The sequence below is a fragment of the Stappia sp. TSB10GB4 genome (assembly GCF_900185745.1).
Lineage (GTDB): Bacteria > Pseudomonadota > Alphaproteobacteria > Rhizobiales > Stappiaceae > Stappia.
Genome location: NZ_FYAV01000070.1, coordinates 22,860 through 40,191, shown reverse-complemented (window position 1 = coordinate 40,191; position 17,332 = coordinate 22,860). Strand labels below are relative to the sequence as shown.

The window sequence follows — 17,332 nt, the reverse complement described above, 5'->3', positions numbered from 1 at the left end:
GTTTGGATCATCGCGGTATCGCGGCGGCGGCCCTGGCGGGCCTGCGGCGAGCGACCGCGAAAAGGACGAAAAAGCGCGGTGCGGCTTAGCCGACCACGCCCATGATGTCGCTTTCCTTCATGATCAGCAGGTCCTGACCGTCGATCTTGACCTCGGTGCCGGACCACTTGCCGAACAGCACGCGGTCGCCGGCCTTGACGTCCAGCGCGATCAGGTCGCCGTTCTCCTTGCGGGCGCCCGGGCCGACGGCGACGACTTCGCCTTCCTGCGGCTTCTCCTTGGCGGTGTCCGGAATGATGATGCCGCCGGCGGTCTTCTCCTCGGAGTCGACGCGGCGCACAACAACGCGATCATGCAGAGGACGGAACTTCATGTCGTGCTCTTTCCTTTTGGGGCCAGCGTGGTACTTGTCGCGCCGGCGCCCCTCCGTCGGGGTCGCCCGGATCGCCGACCACGTTGGCACTCTGTGAATGAGAGTGCTAACAGCGCGACTGATGTAGGCGCCTCTCCGACGGGTGTCAATGGTCTCCTGCACGGCTTTTTGCGCCGCACGACCAGAGGGGCGGGCAGACCGCCCACACGTCAAATCTCTGAAAACAGGGTACCCGCAGAATGGGCGGCCTTCGAAAAGGTTTTGGCAAGGGCCGGCGGTGTAGGATCCGCCCGTAAGGGCTGCCGTGCGTCTCTGCGAGGGCGAGAGCGGAACGCCTTCGTCGTGAAAAGAGCGTGAGCCAAAATGTTCTTGAGAGATAAATCCGGGAGCATCGTTGTTCCGTTAGCGCTGTGTCTTGCGGCGGTGGTCCTTGTTCTGGGAGCCGCCATCGATTACGCGCGCGCCGTCAACATGAAGGCGAAGATGCAGAGCGCTCTCGACGCCGCGGCGATTACCGCAGGGACGATGCGCAATGCCAAGGAAGCCGAGTTGGTGCAACAGGCTCAACTTGAGTTCAACGCCAACCTCATTGGATTCACGGACCTTGGAAAGGTCGATCCGATCGAGGTGACGTTGAGCGAAGAAACCATCAGCTTCCGCGCTTCCGGAAAGATCGACACGCTGGTGATGGGGATCGCCGGCCTGGACAAAGTGGATGTCGCCGTGACCAGCGAGATCGTTCGCGGCGGCACCAATATCGAAGTCTCGCTGGTTCTTGACGTGACCGGGTCCATGGCGGGGAGTCGAATTTCCGACCTTCGAAAGGCTGCGACAAGTTTTGTCGATACGGTCGTCACCGATGACCAGTATCCGTTTTACTCCCGCGTCGCGATCGTGCCCTATTCGATGGGGGTCAACGTGGGATCATACGCGAATGCGGCGCGCGGGACTGTCTCGTCCGGGACGTGTACGAGCAGCGGATGCCAGAGATTCAGGTTCTTAAATCCATATCGGACCAGCCTGACGTATGACATCAGCACCTGTGTGTCCGAACGCACGGGTCCGCACGCTTACACGGATGCCTCGCCGGCCGTGGCCCCGGTGGGCCGAAACTATCCGAGTTCGGCCAATCCGTGCCTCTCGAATCAGATCGTGCCACTGAGCAGCAACAGATCGACCCTGAAGACTGCAATCAACCAGTTGCAGGCAGGCGGATCCACGGCGGGTCAGGTCGGGGTGGCGTGGGGCTGGTATATGGTTTCCCCCAATTTCGGGAGCATCTTCAGTGGCCAGGGAAGGCCTGCCGCCTATGATCAGAAGAAGGTCCGCAAGATCGTCGTGCTGATGACGGACGGGGAATACAACAGCGTCTACTGCGACGGCGTCATCAGTTCGAGCTCGACTGCGGGCAGTGGCTCCCTTAGGGATCAGATAAACTGCCCTCCGCCGAACGGAGATTCCTATGCTCAGACGAGAAGTCTGTGCAGTGCGATGAAGTCAGCCGGCGTGGAAGTTTATACGATCGGTTTTGAGATCGTGAACGATCCGCGCGCGACCGGGTTGATGCGCGACTGCGCTACGGATGCCTCGCACGCCTATTCTGCAACCGGCGGGCAGGAACTGATCTCGGTCTTTGAAGCGATTGCCAAGAACGTCGTCAGACTGCGGCTTGCCAGATGAGGTCCTGCCGCCGATCCTGCCTTGACCGCGCTGCCGCCGGAGATGCGCGCCGGCTCATTGAGCCGCAGGCGCCGAGACGGTAAAGGGCAGTTCGGCCGCGGCGGTCTTGCCGCTCACCGTGTCGGTGAGTTTCGTCACCAGCCGATAGTCGCCCGGCCGCAAACCCTCGAAGGCGAAGCTGAGCGTCGCATGGAACTCGCGCAACCGGTTGCGGCTGTCGGCCCGCAGATCGGCAAAGCCGGTCTGTTCGGCCAGCACCTGTCCCGACATGTTGAGCAGTTCGAAGCCGGCGCTGAGCCGCACGCCGTAGCCCGCCTCGGTCTGTGAATAGCCAAAGCCGACCGGCTCGGCATAGACGGTGAGCGTGTCGCCCGCACCGAAGACCGCGTCGCCGCGGGGCGTGTACTGCCCGTAGCCGGTGGCAGGAGCTTCCGTGAAGGCGAGGGCGGCGAAAGAGAGAGGGGCCTCATCCCAGACCGCGTCGAGCACCTGATAGGCGCTGGCGAGGTCCTGGGGAAGCATGGTCTGCTGCGCAGTCGCCGTGGCAGGAAGCAGGACGAGGCTGGTGGCAAGCACCAAAGCCCTGGCAACGGACGCAGAGCCCGCCTTGCGCGGCCCACCGCCGACAGCCACCGCATCCCCGACCGAAGTGCCGAAACGAACCGACTTGCCCCTGATCATCCAAGCCCCACCCTGTTGAAGCCCCGCAAGGCGTATTTTGCGGCGCAACGTATAGAATGGCGCGGGGAAAACAACAAGATTATCCGGCAAAACCGGTGAACAGGGCGCCATCGCCGCCGTCGATGCGGTCGGTCCAGGACTGGCGCTTGCGATAGATCGTCGAGGGGCTGATCTCCAGCGCCGCCGCCGCCTTGGCGATGTTGCCGTCGAAGGCGTCGAGGGCGTCCTCGATGATCCGCTTTTCCTGCGCCCAGAGCGGTTCGATCTCGCCGCCCCGGCGCCGGGCGCCGAAGGCCGGCGCGCGGGCCGGATCGTGACGCGGCGACAGGCCGCCGTCGCCGAGCAGGAAGGCCGGCAGCATCTGCGCGGTCAGCGCCTCGCCCTCGTGCAGCACCACGGCCTGGCGGATGGCGTTTTCCAACTGGCGGACATTGCCCGGCCAGTCATAGGTGAGCAGCTTCTCGCCGGCGCAAGGGGCGATGCCGGAGAAGGCGCGGCTCTCTTCCTGGGCGTAGCGGGCAAGGAAGGCGTGTGCGAGCGGCAGGATGTCCTCGCGCCGGTCGCGCAGCGCCGGCAGGCGGATCGGCAGGACATGCAGCCGATAGAACAGATCCTCGCGGAACCGTCCGGCGGCGATCTCCACATGCGGGTCGCGATTGGTGGCGCACAGGATGCGCACGTCGACGGGCCTCGGCCGGGCATCGCCGATGCGCTGCACCGTGCCGGTCTGCACGAAACGCAGCAGCTTCGACTGCAGGGCAAGATCCATCTCGCCGATCTCGTCGAGGAACAGCGTTCCTCCGTCGGCGGCCTCCGCCGCGCCGGGACGGCTCTCGGAGGCGCCGGTAAAGGCGCCGCGCACATGGCCGAAGATCTCGCTCTCCATCAGCTCGCCGGGGATCGCGGCGCAGTTGATGGCGATGAGCGGGGCCGGACCGCGCGGCGAGCGGGCATGGATCGCGGCGGCGGCCAGTTCCTTGCCGCTGCCGGATTCGCCGGTGATGAAGACCGGGGCGGAGGAAGGGGCAATGCGGCGGATCTGGTCGTAGACCTCGCGCATGCGCGCCGAACCGCCGACGAAGCTCTCGAACCGGAACGGCTCGCGTCCGGCGGTGAGGTCGCGCGCCTCGCTCGCCGCTTGCGCGGCCTGTCGGCGCTGGCCCTCGCCGCGCGGCGGGCGGGTGTTCTGGATCAGGAAGCGGTCGATGCGCTCGGCCACCGCGACCGGATCGATCGGCAGGGTGATGACATCGTGCGCGCCGGCCTCCATCGCCGCAAGGCTGCGGCTGAGGGATTCCCGGGGGCTGACCGCCATCAACATCGCCTGCGGCTGCGCGGCGGCAAGACGGGACAGGTGTCCGTCCTGGCCGAGCGTTTCGAGATCGACGATCATCACGTCGGGGCGCACCTGGGTGCTGGCGGCGTAGAACGGCTCGAAACTGTGATAGGCGACGGGCGTCCCGCAGGGATGATCCATCGCTTGCGCGATCGAACCCGCCAACTCGCGGGTCGTGCCACCGCCATCAAGAACGGCCAACCGGATTTTTCCCGCAGCGCCATGCATGGATTCCATGCTGTGGCGACCCCCTTTTGCTTCCGCCGAACACGCGGCATCGATTTGATTTGCAGATGGATTCTGAGCCGACATGGTAAACAAAATGTTTCTGTTCGGGTTTCGTGAAACAGGTCGCTGCGATCACGGCCCGCAATCCACAGCCGGCGGGCCGCCGCGGGCTTTGCTGGCCCACGAATTTCTGCGGATAGGTGGGGCTCTTCGCGAATGCTAGGTTGCAGTGCGATGCGGTGGCGACACCGCGTCCGCTACACGCCCAAAGGGACGCCCGAATGAGACGTATCCTGACCCTGCTCGTGATCCTGGCAGCGGCCGCCGCCGCCTTTGCCGCCGTTCGCTGGTGGCTCGACCGGCCGGTGCCGGTTACCGTGGCCGTCCCCCAGATGGGGCGGGCCGCCGACGTGGTCTATGCGACGGGCGTGGTCGAACCGGTGCGCTGGGCCAAGGTGACCAGCGTGCTGCGCGAGCGCATCGTCGAGTTGTGCAGTTGCGAAGGCGAGAGCGTGGAGGCGGGACAGGTGATCGGCCGCCTGGACTCCACCGCCGCGCGCGCCACCCTCGCCGAACTGGAGGCGCGCGCCCGGCTGTCGGAGCAGGAACTGGAGCGGGCCGCCGGCCTGCTGGAGCGGCGGGTGGCATCGCAGCAGGCCTTCGAGCGGGCCGAGCATGACCATTCGCGCAACGTGGCGCTGGTCGCGGCGCAGGCGGCCCGGCTTGGCGACTACGAGTTGCGTGCGCCGATGGACGGCAAGGTTCTGCGGCGCGACGGGGAGGTCGGCGAGGTGGCCGAACCCGGCGCGGTGCTGTTCTGGGTGGGCCAGGAGCGACCGCTGCAGATCATCGCCGACGTCAACGAGGAGGACATTCCCCTGGTCCGGGCCGGCCAGAAGGCGGTGGTGCGCGCTGACGCCTTTCCCGGCAGCAGCTTCGAGGCCAGGGTCGACCGGATCACGCCCAAGGGCGACCCGGTTCTCAAGACCTATCGGGTCTATCTCGCCTTTCCGCAGGAGACCCCGCTGATGATCGGCATGACCAGCGACGTCAACATCGTCGTCCGCGAGGTGGAGAAGGCCATGCTGATCCCGCTTGCCGCGCTGGACGGCGATCGGGTGCTGGTGCTGGGCGGCGACGGACGCCTTGCCGAGCGGCGGGTTTCGGTCGGCATCCGCGGCATCGAGCAGGTGGAGGTGCTGGACGGGCTGGAGGCGGATGCCCGCGTCGTCTCGCCCTGGGCGGAAGGGCTGGCGCCCGGCATGGCGGCGGTTGCGGCCGCATCGGAGGGGTAGGCCGGTGCCGTTGATCCTCTCCATCGCGATGACCCATGTGCGCGGGCGCCTGCGCCAGAGCGTCGTTTCCGTGCTCGGCGTGATGCTCGGTGTCGGCTTCTCCATCGCCATGGCGGCCCTGATGCAGGGATCGCAGGAGGATTTCATCGCGATGCTGGTCGACGCGATGCCGCATGTGGAGGTGAGCGACGAGACCCGCGATCCGGCGCCGCCGCCCGCCGCCAGCTTCTATGGCGCGGTCAATGTGATCGGCGCGCGGCCCGACGACGACACCCGCGGCCTGCGCAATCCGACAAGGCTGCGGGCGATGCTGGAGAGCTGGCTGCCCGGCCGCATGACCATGACCCTGGCCGGCCAGGCGGTGCTGCGCTATGGCGGACGGGACGTCGCGGTGTCGCTGACGGGAGTCGATCCGGCGAGCTATCTCAAGGTCTCGACGATCGGCGGCGACATGCGCACCGGCTCCTTCATCGAACTCGCCGCCAATCTGAACGGCATCGTGATCGGCAGCGGCGTTGCCGAGAAGCTGGGCGCCCGGCTCGGCGATACGATAGCGGCGTCCACCTCGTCCGGTGCGGTGCGGCGGCTGAAGATCGTCGGCATCTACCACACCGGCGTCACCCAGGCGGACGATGCCACCGCCTATGCGATGCTGAAGACGGCGCAGGTGCTCTTCGCCCGGCCCGACGTGGTCAACCGGATCGCGGTGAAGCTGGACGACATCAACGCGGCGCGCTCTGTCGCCGCGCGGATCGAGCGCATGACCGGCTATCGCGCCACCTCCTGGCAGGAGGCGAATGAGGCTCTGATGGAGGTGCTCGTGGTGCGCAATGTCATCATGTACACCGTGGTCGGGGCGATCCTGCTGGTTGCCGGCTTCGGCATCTTCACCATCGTCTCGACCATCGTCCACGAGAAGGCCCGCGACATCGCCATCCTCAAGTCGCTCGGCTTCGGCCAGGGCGACATCCGCCGCATCTTCCTGGTCGAGGGGCTGGTGATCGGCGCCGTCGGCGCGGTGCTCGGCTCGATCCTCGGCTACCTGATCACGGTGGGGCTCGATTCGGTCACCTTCGAGGTGCGAACCAATGTGGAGATGACCTCGCTGCCGCTGACCTACAGCCCGCTCCACTACCTGATCGCCAGCGGTTTCGCCTTGCTCGCCGCCGGCATCGCCGGCTACCTGCCGGCCCGGCGCGCGGCCAAGCTCAATCCGGTCGAGATCATTCGGGGGGCGTCATGAGCCCGGCCCCGAAGGACGGCGTCGCCATTGCTCCGGAGCCGGCTGCGGTACCGCTGATCGAGGCGCGCCGGCTGACCCGGGTGCTGCCGGGCACGGTGCCGGTGACCTTGGTGCGCGACATCGACCTGACGATCCGGGCCGGCGAATTCGTGGCGATCACCGGGCCTTCCGGCTCGGGCAAGTCGTCGCTGCTCTATCTGCTGGGGCTGCTTGACCTGCCGAGCCAGGGAGAGGTGCTGATCGAAGGGGAAGCGACGCATCTGCTGTCCGAACGCCGGCGCGCGGCGATCCGCCTGTCGACGCTCGGCTTCGTGTTCCAGTTCCACTTCCTGCTGCCGGAATTCTCCATCACCGACAATGTGATGATCCCCATGCGCAAGCTCGGCCGGCTGCCGGCGCGCGAGATGCGTGAGCGGGCGCAAGGGATACTTGCCGATCTCGGGCTCGGCGATCACCTGCAAAAGCGCCCGGACCAGTTGTCCGGCGGCCAGCGCCAGCGGGTGGCGGTGGCGCGGGCGCTGGCCAACGAACCACCGGCGATCCTGGCCGACGAGCCGACCGGCAGCCTCGACAGCAAGTCGTCGGACCAGGTCTTCGAGATCCTGCGCGCCCTCGTCGACGATCACGGCAAGACCGTGATCGCGGTCACCCACGATCTCGACATGGCCGCGCGCATGGACCGCCGCCTGCATCTGGTCGACGGGATGCTGGCCGACCCGTGAGCGCGAAGGGGAAGGGAAAAAGGCTCAGCCGGCAACGACGTCGTAGCCGGCCGCCTCGATCGTCTCCACGACCCGGTCGCGGGGAAGCTGCGTCTCGATGCGCGCCGCGCCGCTGGCGAGATCGATCTCGGCCGTGGCGGCCGGGTCGGCGGCGACGAGCGCCCGCTTCACCGAGGCGATGCAGCCGTTGCAGGTGATGCCGTCGATCTTCAGTTCGATCATGGTGGTTCCGCTCTCCTTTGCGCCGCGCCCGGCGGCGATACCTGTCATCCGCCGCAACAATGGGGCTTCCAGCAAGGGGAAGGTCAAGAGGCGCGGCTGCGGCCCGATGACGCCACTGATGATCCCCACAAGGGCGCGCCGGGAGGCTTTCCCGCCTTCCGTGGCCTCATGAGGGCTGGAGACTCGGAAGAATCGTCGTATTCAGTCAGTATTCGAGGTAGGTTTGATTCGGCTTCGGCGGAAGCACGGACTTGGCCGGACGAGCATGGCACGCGCGACAAGCATCTTCATTTTCCTCTGCATGGGGGTGATCGCGGCCTCTGTCGCTGCGATCATGATGTTCCAGTTCGCCCGCCCCGCGGGCGAGGCGCTGACGCTTGGCCTGACCCTTCTGTGCACCATGATCGTCGTGCATCTCGTCTTCGCCCGTCAGCGCGACCGCGGCGATATCGCCGAGAAGGTTGCCGCGCTCGAGGAGCGGGTGCTCGAGGTCGACGAGGACGTCAGCAACATCGAGGGGCGTCTCAGCGGCATGGAGACCAACCTGCCGCGCCGCACCCGCGAGGAGATCGACCCGCTGTTCGCCGAAGTCGAGGTGCTGGGCAGCCTGATCAAGCAGATGGCCGAGGCGATGGCCGGCATGGAAGAGCGGATCGACGAGCAGGAGACGCGCCAGATCGCGCCGCCGCCGCCGCCCGAGCGCTTCGCCGCTTACGAGGAGCCACGCGCCCTGGGCTACAGCCAGCCGCCGACGGGCCAGCACCATGCCCCTGCGGCGGGGTTTGGCGGTCAGCCGCCCTTGCGGGGGTATCCGGGCGAGGCTCCCGCGGTGCGGGGACCCGCTCCCGGCGACAGGCCGCTCTCCACCCGTCCCGGGGAGCGCGCCGAGGACCCGGCCGGTCCGACAGGGGCGCACGCCATGGCGCGGGCTCGCGAGGAGGCGAGACCCGATCCGGAACTGCGCCGGGTGATCCAGGAGGCGCTCGACAACAACCGCGTCGACCTGTTCCTGCAGCCGATCGTCACCCTGCCGCAGCGCCAGGTCCGCGACTACGAGGCGCTGACCCGCATCCGCGACGCGCAGAACAACTATCTCGAACCGGTCGACTTCATCGCCGAGGCAACGCGGGCGCGGATGATGCCGGCGATCGACAACCTCATGCTGTTCCGCGCCATCCAGGTGCTGCGGCGGCTGTCGAGCCGCAACCGCCGGTCCGGCCTCTTCGTCAACCTGTCGACTCAGACACTGGTGGATGAGCGCTTCTTTCCTGGTTTCCTCGATTTCCTGCGCGCCAACGAGGGCTTCGCCGGTCAGTTGACTTTCGAATTCACCCAGGACGACGTCAACGAGATGGGGGCGCTGGAACTGGAGAGCCTCGCGGCGCTGCACGAACTTGGCTACCGCTTCTCGATCGATCGTGTCCGCGACCTGAAGATGGACTTCAAGGCGCTGTCGGACCGAGGCTTCCGATACATCAAGTTGCATGCCGGCCGCCTGATCGGCACGGAGCACATGCCGGCGAGCCATATCCATCCGGCCGACCTCGGCGACCTGCTGCGCCGTTACGCAATGGAACTGATCGTCGACCATGTCGAGACCGAGGCGCAGGTGCTGGAGGTGCTCGACTACGACGCCCGCATCGGCCAGGGCTATCTGTTCTCGCCGCCGCGGCCGGTGCGCCCGGAGGTTCTGCAGGCGCGTCCGCCGCAACGCAACATGCGCCGCGCCGCCGAATAGCCCCCCGAAAGCCCTACCGAACGAATGAAAGCCCCGCCGGAGGGTCCTCCGGCGGGGCTGTGTCTGTCGCAAGAGGGCGTTGCTGGCGGGCGTGCTCCGGCGGGAGAGGGGCCTCAGGTCGTCGGCGTCATCCCTTTTCCGGACCGACGGTCACCACCAGCGGATCGACCCCCTTCAGCAGGCGGGTGGCAGCGGCCCGCACCTGATCCAGCGTCACTGCTTCGATGAGGTCGTTGCGGATGTCGATATAGTCGCGGCCGAGCCCTTCCACCTGGATGCCGAGCAACTGGTCGGCGATCTTGTCGGACGTGTCGAAGCGCAGCGCATAGGAGCCGGTGAGATAGGCCTTAGCCTTGGCCAGTTCCTCCTCGCTCGGTCCCTTGTCGGCCATCCGCGCCATTTGCGCCCGGATCACCTCCACCGACTCGTCGGCGCGGTCGGCGCGGGTTCCGGTCACCGCCAGCCAGGCCCCGGCATGCTGATAGGGCAGCAGGTAGGAGCCGACGGAATAGGCAAGGCCCCGCTTCTCGCGCACCTCTTCGAAGAGCCAGGACGAGAACGTGCCCCCGCCCAGGATGTGGTTCATGACGAAGGCCGGGATGAAGTCCGGATCGTCGCGCTTGAGGCCGGGCAGACCGATGCGGATCGAGGTCTGCGGCACGTCGAGCGCCACATGCTCCATCGTGCCCCTGGCCATGGCGATGTCGGCGACCTCGGTCAACTCGCCCGTCTCCGGCAGCGCGCCGAAGACGCTGTCGAGCAGCGGCGCCAGCCGCTCCGCAGTGATGGCGCCGACGACCGTGATCTTCAGCCCCTGGCGGGTGAAGAGGCGGCCATGCAGGTCCTTCAGATCCTGCGGCGACAGCGCGGCGACGCTCTCCTCGGTGCCGCGCGACGGCCGGCTGTAGGCGTGGCCCGGATAGGCGAGTTCAGCCCAGCGGCGTCCGGCGATGGCGTCCGGATCCTTCGCCTCGCGGCGCAGCCCGGCGATGATCTGGCGTTTCATCCGCTCGGCCGGCTCCGCATCGAAGCGCGGAGCGGTGACCGCAAGGCGCAGCATCTCGAAGGCGTCGTCGATATTCGGCGTCAGCGTGCGCATCGCGCCGTAGAAATTGTCGCGCCCGGCATCGAAGCCGATCCGTACCGACAGATCCTCCAGCCGCGTCTGGAAGGCCTGGGAGTCCAGATCCCCGGCCCCCTCGTCGAGCATTGCCGACAGGAGATTGGTCAATCCCTCGCCCCCTTCCGGATCCTGCGACGCGCCGCCTGCGAAGGCGAACTTGACCGCAACGATCGGAACCGTGTCGTCCTCCACCAGCCAGACGCTGAGCCCGCCCGGCGTGGTGATCTCCTGGATCTCCATGGCCGAGAGCGGGCGCGGCAGGGCGGCAAGGGCGGCAAAGAGCAGGGCGAAGGCAACAAGCCCGCGGCCGAGCGCGGAAACGAGGCTCATGGGCGATGTCCCGTGAGGGGTGGCGGGGCGGATGGCGGAGCGGCTCATTGCTGGACCTCCTGCGCGACGGCCGGATCCTGCAGTGCCGCCTCCGGCGGGGTGGTTGCCGCCGCCTCGCTTCCGCGCAGATAGGCGGTGACAGGGGACGCCGAAAACTGCGTTGCGGCGGCGGCCTTCACGTCGTCGGCGGTGATGGCGGCGACGGTCGCGGGCCAGTTGCGGATCTGCTCGATGGTCCCGCCGGTGGTCAGCGCCGCGCCGAAGATGCGGGCAAGCGCCGACTGGCTGTCCTGGGCGTAGAGCGCTGAGGACAGCAGGCTCTTCTTGGCGCGCTCCAATTCCTCGGCCGTGACCCCGTCGGCGGCGATCTGCCTCAGCACGTCATGGGCCGCCTCGCCGAGCTCCTTCAACTCCGTTCCATCGGCCGGTACCGCGTAGATCATGAAGACGCTGTCGTCGAGGGCGCCCGAGCGATACCAACTGCCGGCGGAGGCGGCGATGCCGCGCTCGACGACCAACTGCCGGTAGAGGCGGCTGGTGCTGCCGCCGCCCAGGATCTCCGACAGGATCTCCAGCGCAGGGGCCTGGTTGCCCTCGGCGGTGTTGTAGCTCGGCACGACCCAGGCCTTGCGCATGTTCGGCTGGTTGACGCGGGGATCGGAATAGGTGACCTCGCGCGCGCCCGGCAGGACCTGGACCTTGGCGCGCTGCCGCTCGCCCGGCTCGGCCCGGCGCGCCACCTTGCCATAGGTCGCCTCGGCGAGGTCGCGCACCTCGTCGGCGGTCACGTCGCCGGCAACGATCAGAATCGCGTTGTTGGGCGTGTAGAAGCGGTTGTAGAAGTCGATCGCGTTCTGGCGGTTGAGAGCGAGGATCTCATCCTCCCAGCCGATCACCGGTGTGCCGTAAGGATGGTTGACGAAGAGCATGCTGTCGAGCGTTTCACCGAGGATCGAGCCGGGATCGCTGTCGACACGCTGGCGGCGCTCTTCCAGCACCACGTCGCGCTCCGGCAGCACCACCTCGTCGCTGAGCACGAGATTGTGCATGCGATCGGCCTCCATCTCCATCATCTCGCGCAGATGCTCGCGGGCAACGCGCTGGAAATAGGCGGTGTAATCCTGCGCGGTGAAGGCGTTCTCCTGGCCGCCGATCTCGGCGATGCGACGGGAGAAGGTGTTGCCCGGATTGTCCTTCGTGCCCTTGAACATCAGATGTTCGAGGAAATGGGCGATGCCGGACATGCCCTCGGGCTCGTCGGCGGCTCCCACCTTGTACCAGATCATATGGGTGACGACCGGCGCACGCCGATCGGGAATGACGACGACATCAAGCCCGTTGTCGAGGGTGAAGGCACTCATGTCGCCGCCGATCCGGATGTCGGCGAAAGCGGCGGCATCGGCGGCCTGGGGCGCTTCGGCGCGCGCGGCGACGGCAGGTGCGATGGCCAGCAGCGCGGCAAGGGCGAGGCGGGTGAGCAGGCTTCGAGCCGTCGGAACGCGGCGCGGCGGCTGGAAAAAAGGTCCTGAGAGAGGCGACAAGGTACGATCTCCGGAAAGGGGTCCCTGCCGACGAGATATAGGCGGGCGGGCGGCAAAGGACCCGTGAACTTTTCGTAAGGTCCGCAGCGGCGCGGCTTGCGCGCGCGTCCACGGCAACAAAAAGGCCGGGGCAGGGCCCCGGCCGGACAGGCTCCTGGCTCTGGCGGTGCCCGCGCGTCAGCGCAGGGTGCGGGCCGACTGGCCGTCCATCACCCGCTCGATGTCGGACACCCTGGGCTGTTCGGCCACCCGGCCGACCTTGGGCATCGGCGCGTTGCCGGCAGGTGTCGAATAGGCAACCGGCGGGTCGATCAGGTAGCGCCGCACCGGCGCGCCGTTCTCGTCGAGCACGGCCGTGTCCCGGCGCACCACCCCGACCCGCTGGTTCAGCTCGTTCGGTTTCATGCGGGCGCTCTCCAGCCGGTTCTCCGTCCGGATTTCCTGCTGGATGTCGCGGTTGGCGCCGCCGGTGGCAAGCTCCTTGATGCCGCGCGACTGCTGGGCCGTGCTGCGGCCCTGCCGGTCGAGGTCGCTGGTGTCGCGATACGCCTGCTGGATGCGCTGGAGATCGGTCTCGCCCTGCTCGGGCCAGTTGGCGATCTCCTTCTTCTCTTCCGGCTGCGGCAGGTCGCCCATCTTTGTCGGCATGGCGAGCGGCGCGCGCGGCGAATAGTCGATCTTCTGTTCGGTGCGGGCATCGACCGCTCCGAGGCCTTCCATCAACTGGCGCATCATCGCGACATCGGGCGCTTCGTCGCTGGTCCGGCCGTCGTTGAAACCATCGGCTCCGTGCTGGCAGCCGGCGAGCACGAGCGCCGCGGCCGTGGCAAGGAGCAGGCTCCGGGCGGACTTGCGAAGGGGGGTTCCGGTCCAGTTTCGACGCGACACGTCAGCTATCCTTCAAGGCTCTTGCGGGGGAAACCCGCGTCCCGGCGAAACTACGGCCACCAGGAAGGTCGGCTCCGGCTGGTCCGCACAAGCCGCGTACAGGGCACTGCGACTACTCAGACGGGTTTTTTGCGGCATCATTAGGGCCACCAGCGAAACTGTCATACAGCAGAGCCGCCACCCCGGCAACGATCCAGACATCGGCAAGGTTGAAGACGTACCAGGAGAAGTCTCCGGCATGGAGGTGGAAGAAGTCGGCGACTGCGCCGTGCACCACCCTGTCGATGCCGTTGCCAAGCGCGCCGGCGATGACCAGCGCGAAGCCGGCGGCCTGCAGGCGGCGCGGCGCCTGGGCACCCCAGATCCAGAACAGAAGGGTGATCACCGCGGTGGCGGCGACCAGCAGCCAGCGGCCAAGGTCCTCCTCCTGCTGCAGCAACCCGTAGGAGATGCCGTAGTTCCAGACCATCACGAGATCGAGAAACGGCGTGACGGCAACGCGGCCGCGCGCGGCGATGTCGAAGCCGTAGAGCATCCACAGCTTGAAGGCCTGGTCGACCACCATGCCGAGGACGGCAAGGGTCAGGATCAGGGCGCTGGAGGGGCCCCAGAGGCGGAGCTTGGTCATCCGTTTTCGTCTCGCTCAGTCCGGCGGGCCGGTGCGGTTGATGCGCGCGGCCAGCTCCTCCTGGCTGCGGCGGTTCTCGCGATGGGCGATATAGATGCCGCTGCCGACTATCAGGGCAATGCCGACCCAGGTGGGACCGTCGGGGAAGTCGCCGAAGATCAGATAGCCGAACAGGGTGGCGCTGACGATTTCCAGGTAGTTGAACGGCGCCAGCACCGAGGCGGGAGCGGCGGCGAAGGCCTGGACGATCAGTCCGTGGGCGAAGAAGGAGATGGCGCCGACCAGCGCGAGCAGTCCCCAGCCCGGCAGATCCGGCATCACGGCGGCGGCTGGCTGGTAGCCGGCCACATTGGCGGCCAGGAACAGGGTTCCGAGCAGCATCACGCCGCCGAGGCCGGCGGTGAACTGGACGCAGAGCATGCCGCCTTCGCCCGAGAGCTTGCGGGTGATGACCAGGTAGAGGGCGAACAGCAGGGCGGCGGCGAGCGGCAGCAGCGCCGTGGCGCCGAAGGTCGCGAAACCCGGACGAATGATGATCGCCGCGCCGGCGAGCCCGACGATCACCGCGGCCCAGCGGCGGGGGCCGACCTGCTCCTTGAGGACCAAGGCCGAAAGCACCGTCAGGATCATCGGCTCGACGAAGAAGATGGCGATGGCATCGGCCACGGGCATGGTCGCGACCGCGGTGAAGAAGCAAACCGTCGCACCGGACAGGAAGAAGCCGCGCAACAGGTGCGGCCACAGGCGCGGCGCCTTCAGCACGGCAAGGCCCGGGCCGATGGCCGCCGTCAGCACCGCGAAGACCATCTGGAAGGCGAAGCGGCCGAGCGCGATCTGCAGCGGTGGCTGGGTGGCGGTCAGGTACTTGGCCGTCACATCCATCATCGGCACCAGCAGCATGGCAACGCTCATCAGGGCGATGCCGCGCATGACCCCGGTTGCCGGAGCGCCGCCGCTCATCTTGCGGGACCGTTCAGGGCAAGGTCGACGGCACCGAGTGGGACAAGGCTGGCCAGCGCCGCCCGCGCCTCGGCGCTGTCGCGGTCCATCTGCACGATAAGCGCCTCGATGCTCTCGAACCGTTCCTCGTCCCGCAGTCTGGCGGCGAAAAGGACCTGCATCCGCTTGCCGTAAAGGTCGCCGGAAAAGTCGAAGAGATGGACCTCCAGCAGCGGCGCGCCATTGTCGAAGGTGGGGCGACGGCCGAAGCTTGCGACGCCGTCGCGCCAGGCGCCGCCATCAATGCGGGCGCGCACCGCATAGATGCCGTGGGCGAGTTCCGTTTCGGCCGGCAGCGCCAGATTGGCGGTCGGATAGCCGAGGTCGCGGCCACGCTTCTCGCCATGGCGCACGTCTGCCTCCACCGACCAGCGATAGCCGAGCAGCGCGTTGGCGACCACCACATCGCCCTCGGCCAGCGCCGCGCGGATGCGGCTGGAGGAGACCGCCTCGCCGGCCTCGGCGGTCTCCGCCGTGACGATGGTGACGCCGAAGCCGTCGGACTGCCCGGCGGCCCGCAGGAAGTCCGGCGTGCCGCGGCGGGCGCGGCCGAAATGGAAGTCGTAGCCGGTCACCGCGTGGCGGATATGCAGCTTGTCGCGCAGGATCTCGTGGACGAAGGCTTCCGCCTCGATGCCGGCGAAGGCGCGGGTGAAGGGCAGGCTGACCATGCCGTCGAGCCCGGTGGCGGCCATGACGCGGGCCTTCATCGGCTCCGGCGTCAGGCGGAAGACCGGCTTGTCCGGATTGAACACCGTGCGCGGATGCGGCTCGAAGGTCAGCGCGAAGGCCGGCACCGACTGGGCCCTGGCAATCTCCAGCGCGGCGCCGAGCACCGCCTGGTGACCGCGATGCACACCGTCGAAATTGCCGATCGCCACGACCCCGTCGGCAAGGGCGGCGGGAAACGCCGCAAGATCGGTGACGAGGGGAAAGGCGGTGGAGACGAGATCGGTCATCGGCGTCGAGGGCTTGCCGGACACGCGCGGGACAGCGGGCGGCCGGAGGCTGAATGGGCACGCCGCCCGAGGCGGCGCGAAACTGCCGGCGGACCCTGCCCATTCGCCCTCAAAAGGTCAAGCGCCGCAAATGCGGCTGCGTTACCGCGTCAGCCGCGCGGATCGCCCGCCTCCAGTTCGGCCCGGGTCGGCACCTTGACGATGGCCTCGCCCTCCAGCACCACCGTATCGCCGACGGCGCAGCGGCAGTCGAGCCGCGCCCGGTTTCCCTTCTCCATCAACTCGCTGACCGTCACCGTGACTGTCACCTCGTCGCCGATTCGCACCGGCGCGCGGAAATTCAGCGTCTGCGACAGATAGATCGCACCAGGGCCCGGCAGCCGCGTGCCGAGCACCGCCGAGATCAGGCTGGCGGTGTAGAGCCCATGGGCGATGCGGGTGCGGAAGGGGGTCCGGGCGGCGAAGTGTTCCGACAGGTGGATCGGGTTGCGGTCGCCGGAAACCTCCGCGAAGCCAATCACATCCGAAGAACTGACGGTCTTCGTCAGGGTTTCGCTCAGTCCGGGCGAGAGATCTTCGAAATACAGTGTCTGCAATGCCAGCATGGTCGCCTCAGTCCTTCCTCCGTCGTCGGCAAGGGACGCTAGTCGCTCACGACCGCGGAAGCAATTAAGCTTTGGTGTCAGATCGCGGGGCCGCATTAACGGAGTTTTCAGGGGAGCAGGCTAGTGTGGCAAGGCGTGGGGAGGCGGAGACACGGGATCGTGTCGTCCTCCTGAAGAGTTGAAGAAGCATCAGACGCCCGCTCAAGCGGGTCGGGCAGATTTACAGTATGGAGTAGACAATGGCCCTGGATGTTCAGATGCCGGTCCTCGTGGTGGACGACTACAAGACCATGATCCGCATCATCCGAAACCTGCTCAAGCAGCTCGGCTTCGAAGACATCGACGACGCTGCCGACGGCACCGAAGCGCTCGAGAAGATGAAGCAGCGCCGCTACGGACTGGTGATCTCCGACTGGAACATGGAGCCGATGACCGGCTACGAACTGCTGAAGCAGGTCCGCGCCGATGCCGGCCTCTGCAAGACGCCGTTCATCATGGTGACGGCCGAGTCCAAGACCGAGAACGTCATCGCCGCCAAGAAGGCCGGCGTGAACAACTACATCGTCAAGCCGTTCAACGCACAGACGCTGAAGGGCAAGATCGAGGCCGTGTTCTCCGACTGAGCCGGGTATCGGCCGGGGATTGAGGCTCTGCAGGGAGCCGGCGGCAGCGCCGCCGGGGAGCAGGCAAGCTGCGTCCGGTCGCCGGGCGCAGGCGGATGATGCGCGGCCGTCGGATGCC

General features: G+C 67.3%; 17 protein-coding genes. 6 read left to right on the top strand and 11 right to left on the bottom strand.

Annotation, left to right across the window (positions count from 1 at the left end; translation table 11 throughout):
• Positions 1–85: 85 nt before the first annotated feature.
• On the bottom strand, positions 86–373 hold the full coding sequence (gene groES, locus TSB10GB4_RS20405; protein WP_186387007.1) for a co-chaperone GroES: 288 nt from the start codon (positions 371–373) through the stop codon (positions 86–88).
• Positions 374–736: 363 nt separating this feature from the next.
• Here groES and TSB10GB4_RS20400 point away from each other — a divergent pair, with 363 nt between their 5' ends.
• The gene (locus tag TSB10GB4_RS20400; protein ID WP_186397228.1) at positions 737–2,053 is read left to right on the top strand and encodes a pilus assembly protein; all 1,317 of its coding nucleotides are present in this window, start codon (positions 737–739) and stop codon (positions 2,051–2,053) included.
• Positions 2,054–2,107: 54 nt separating this feature from the next.
• On the opposite strand, the gene TSB10GB4_RS20395 is transcribed toward TSB10GB4_RS20400, so the two are convergent.
• Positions 2,108–2,734, bottom strand: coding sequence for a hypothetical protein (locus TSB10GB4_RS20395; RefSeq protein ID WP_186397227.1), 627 nt, complete (start codon positions 2,732–2,734; stop codon positions 2,108–2,110).
• Positions 2,735–2,813: 79 nt separating this feature from the next.
• Complete coding sequence (locus TSB10GB4_RS20390) at positions 2,814–4,271, bottom strand: sigma-54 dependent transcriptional regulator (RefSeq protein ID WP_208984901.1); 1,458 nt, start codon at positions 4,269–4,271, stop codon at positions 2,814–2,816.
• Positions 4,272–4,579: 308 nt separating this feature from the next.
• On the opposite strand from TSB10GB4_RS20390, the gene TSB10GB4_RS20385 reads away from it, so the two are divergent.
• Genes TSB10GB4_RS20385 through TSB10GB4_RS20375 form a run of 3 tightly spaced genes read left to right on the top strand, consistent with a single transcriptional unit; the run spans position 4,580 to position 7,558 of the window.
• Positions 4,580–5,593 carry an efflux RND transporter periplasmic adaptor subunit gene (locus tag TSB10GB4_RS20385; protein WP_186397226.1) on the top strand — a complete coding sequence of 338 codons (1,014 nt, stop codon included), beginning with the start codon at positions 4,580–4,582 and terminating at the stop codon, positions 5,591–5,593.
• A gap of 4 nt (positions 5,594–5,597) precedes the next feature.
• Positions 5,598–6,836 (top strand): ABC transporter permease, encoded by a 1,239-nt coding sequence (locus TSB10GB4_RS20380; protein ID WP_186397225.1) that lies wholly within the window; start codon positions 5,598–5,600, stop codon positions 6,834–6,836.
• Positions 6,833–7,558 carry an ABC transporter ATP-binding protein gene (locus TSB10GB4_RS20375; protein ID WP_186397224.1) on the top strand — a complete coding sequence of 242 codons (726 nt, stop codon included), beginning with the start codon at positions 6,833–6,835 and terminating at the stop codon, positions 7,556–7,558. The genes TSB10GB4_RS20380 and TSB10GB4_RS20375 overlap by 4 nt, the downstream gene beginning before the upstream one ends.
• Positions 7,559–7,582: 24 nt before the next feature.
• Here the strand turns inward: TSB10GB4_RS20375 and TSB10GB4_RS20370 are convergent, their stop codons facing one another.
• The gene (locus tag TSB10GB4_RS20370) at positions 7,583–7,780 is read right to left on the bottom strand and encodes a heavy-metal-associated domain-containing protein (RefSeq protein WP_186387000.1); all 198 of its coding nucleotides are present in this window, start codon (positions 7,778–7,780) and stop codon (positions 7,583–7,585) included.
• 265 nt (positions 7,781–8,045) lie between these two features.
• On the opposite strand from TSB10GB4_RS20370, the gene TSB10GB4_RS20365 reads away from it, so the two are divergent.
• The gene (locus TSB10GB4_RS20365) at positions 8,046–9,518 is read left to right on the top strand and encodes an EAL domain-containing protein (protein ID WP_186397223.1); all 1,473 of its coding nucleotides are present in this window, start codon (positions 8,046–8,048) and stop codon (positions 9,516–9,518) included.
• Positions 9,519–9,645: 127 nt separating this feature from the next.
• On the opposite strand, the gene TSB10GB4_RS20360 is transcribed toward TSB10GB4_RS20365, so the two are convergent.
• The 7 genes from TSB10GB4_RS20360 to TSB10GB4_RS20330 all read right to left on the bottom strand — a co-directional run bounded on the left by TSB10GB4_RS20360 (position 9,646) and on the right by TSB10GB4_RS20330 (position 16,591).
• The gene (locus TSB10GB4_RS20360) at positions 9,646–10,971 is read right to left on the bottom strand and encodes a pitrilysin family protein (protein ID WP_186397222.1); all 1,326 of its coding nucleotides are present in this window, start codon (positions 10,969–10,971) and stop codon (positions 9,646–9,648) included.
• Between the two features lie 44 nt (positions 10,972–11,015).
• A complete protein-coding gene (locus TSB10GB4_RS20355; protein ID WP_244570986.1) occupies positions 11,016–12,512 on the bottom strand; it encodes a pitrilysin family protein in 1,497 nt (498 codons plus the stop codon).
• Between the two features lie 177 nt (positions 12,513–12,689).
• Positions 12,690–13,400, bottom strand: a complete 711-nt coding sequence (locus TSB10GB4_RS20350; protein WP_186386997.1) for a hypothetical protein — start codon at positions 13,398–13,400, stop codon at positions 12,690–12,692.
• 112 nt (positions 13,401–13,512) lie between these two features.
• Complete coding sequence (lspA, locus tag TSB10GB4_RS20345; RefSeq protein ID WP_186386996.1) at positions 13,513–14,028, bottom strand: signal peptidase II; 516 nt, start codon at positions 14,026–14,028, stop codon at positions 13,513–13,515.
• Positions 14,029–14,043: 15 nt separating this feature from the next.
• A complete protein-coding gene (locus TSB10GB4_RS20340; protein ID WP_186386995.1) occupies positions 14,044–14,988 on the bottom strand; it encodes a DMT family transporter in 945 nt (314 codons plus the stop codon).
• Entirely contained in the window at positions 14,985–15,986 is a 1,002-nt protein-coding gene (locus tag TSB10GB4_RS20335; protein WP_186397242.1) for a bifunctional riboflavin kinase/FAD synthetase, read from the bottom strand. Before TSB10GB4_RS20335 ends, TSB10GB4_RS20340 begins: the two co-directional genes overlap by 4 nt.
• Before the next feature lie 149 nt (positions 15,987–16,135).
• The gene (locus TSB10GB4_RS20330; protein WP_186386994.1) at positions 16,136–16,591 is read right to left on the bottom strand and encodes a MaoC family dehydratase; all 456 of its coding nucleotides are present in this window, start codon (positions 16,589–16,591) and stop codon (positions 16,136–16,138) included.
• A 239-nt stretch (positions 16,592–16,830) separates the two neighbouring features.
• Between TSB10GB4_RS20330 and TSB10GB4_RS20325 the strand changes: the two genes are divergently transcribed.
• Positions 16,831–17,214 (top strand): response regulator, encoded by a 384-nt coding sequence (locus TSB10GB4_RS20325; RefSeq protein WP_067220588.1) that lies wholly within the window; start codon positions 16,831–16,833, stop codon positions 17,212–17,214.
• The last annotated feature ends 118 nt before the right edge of the window (positions 17,215–17,332 follow it).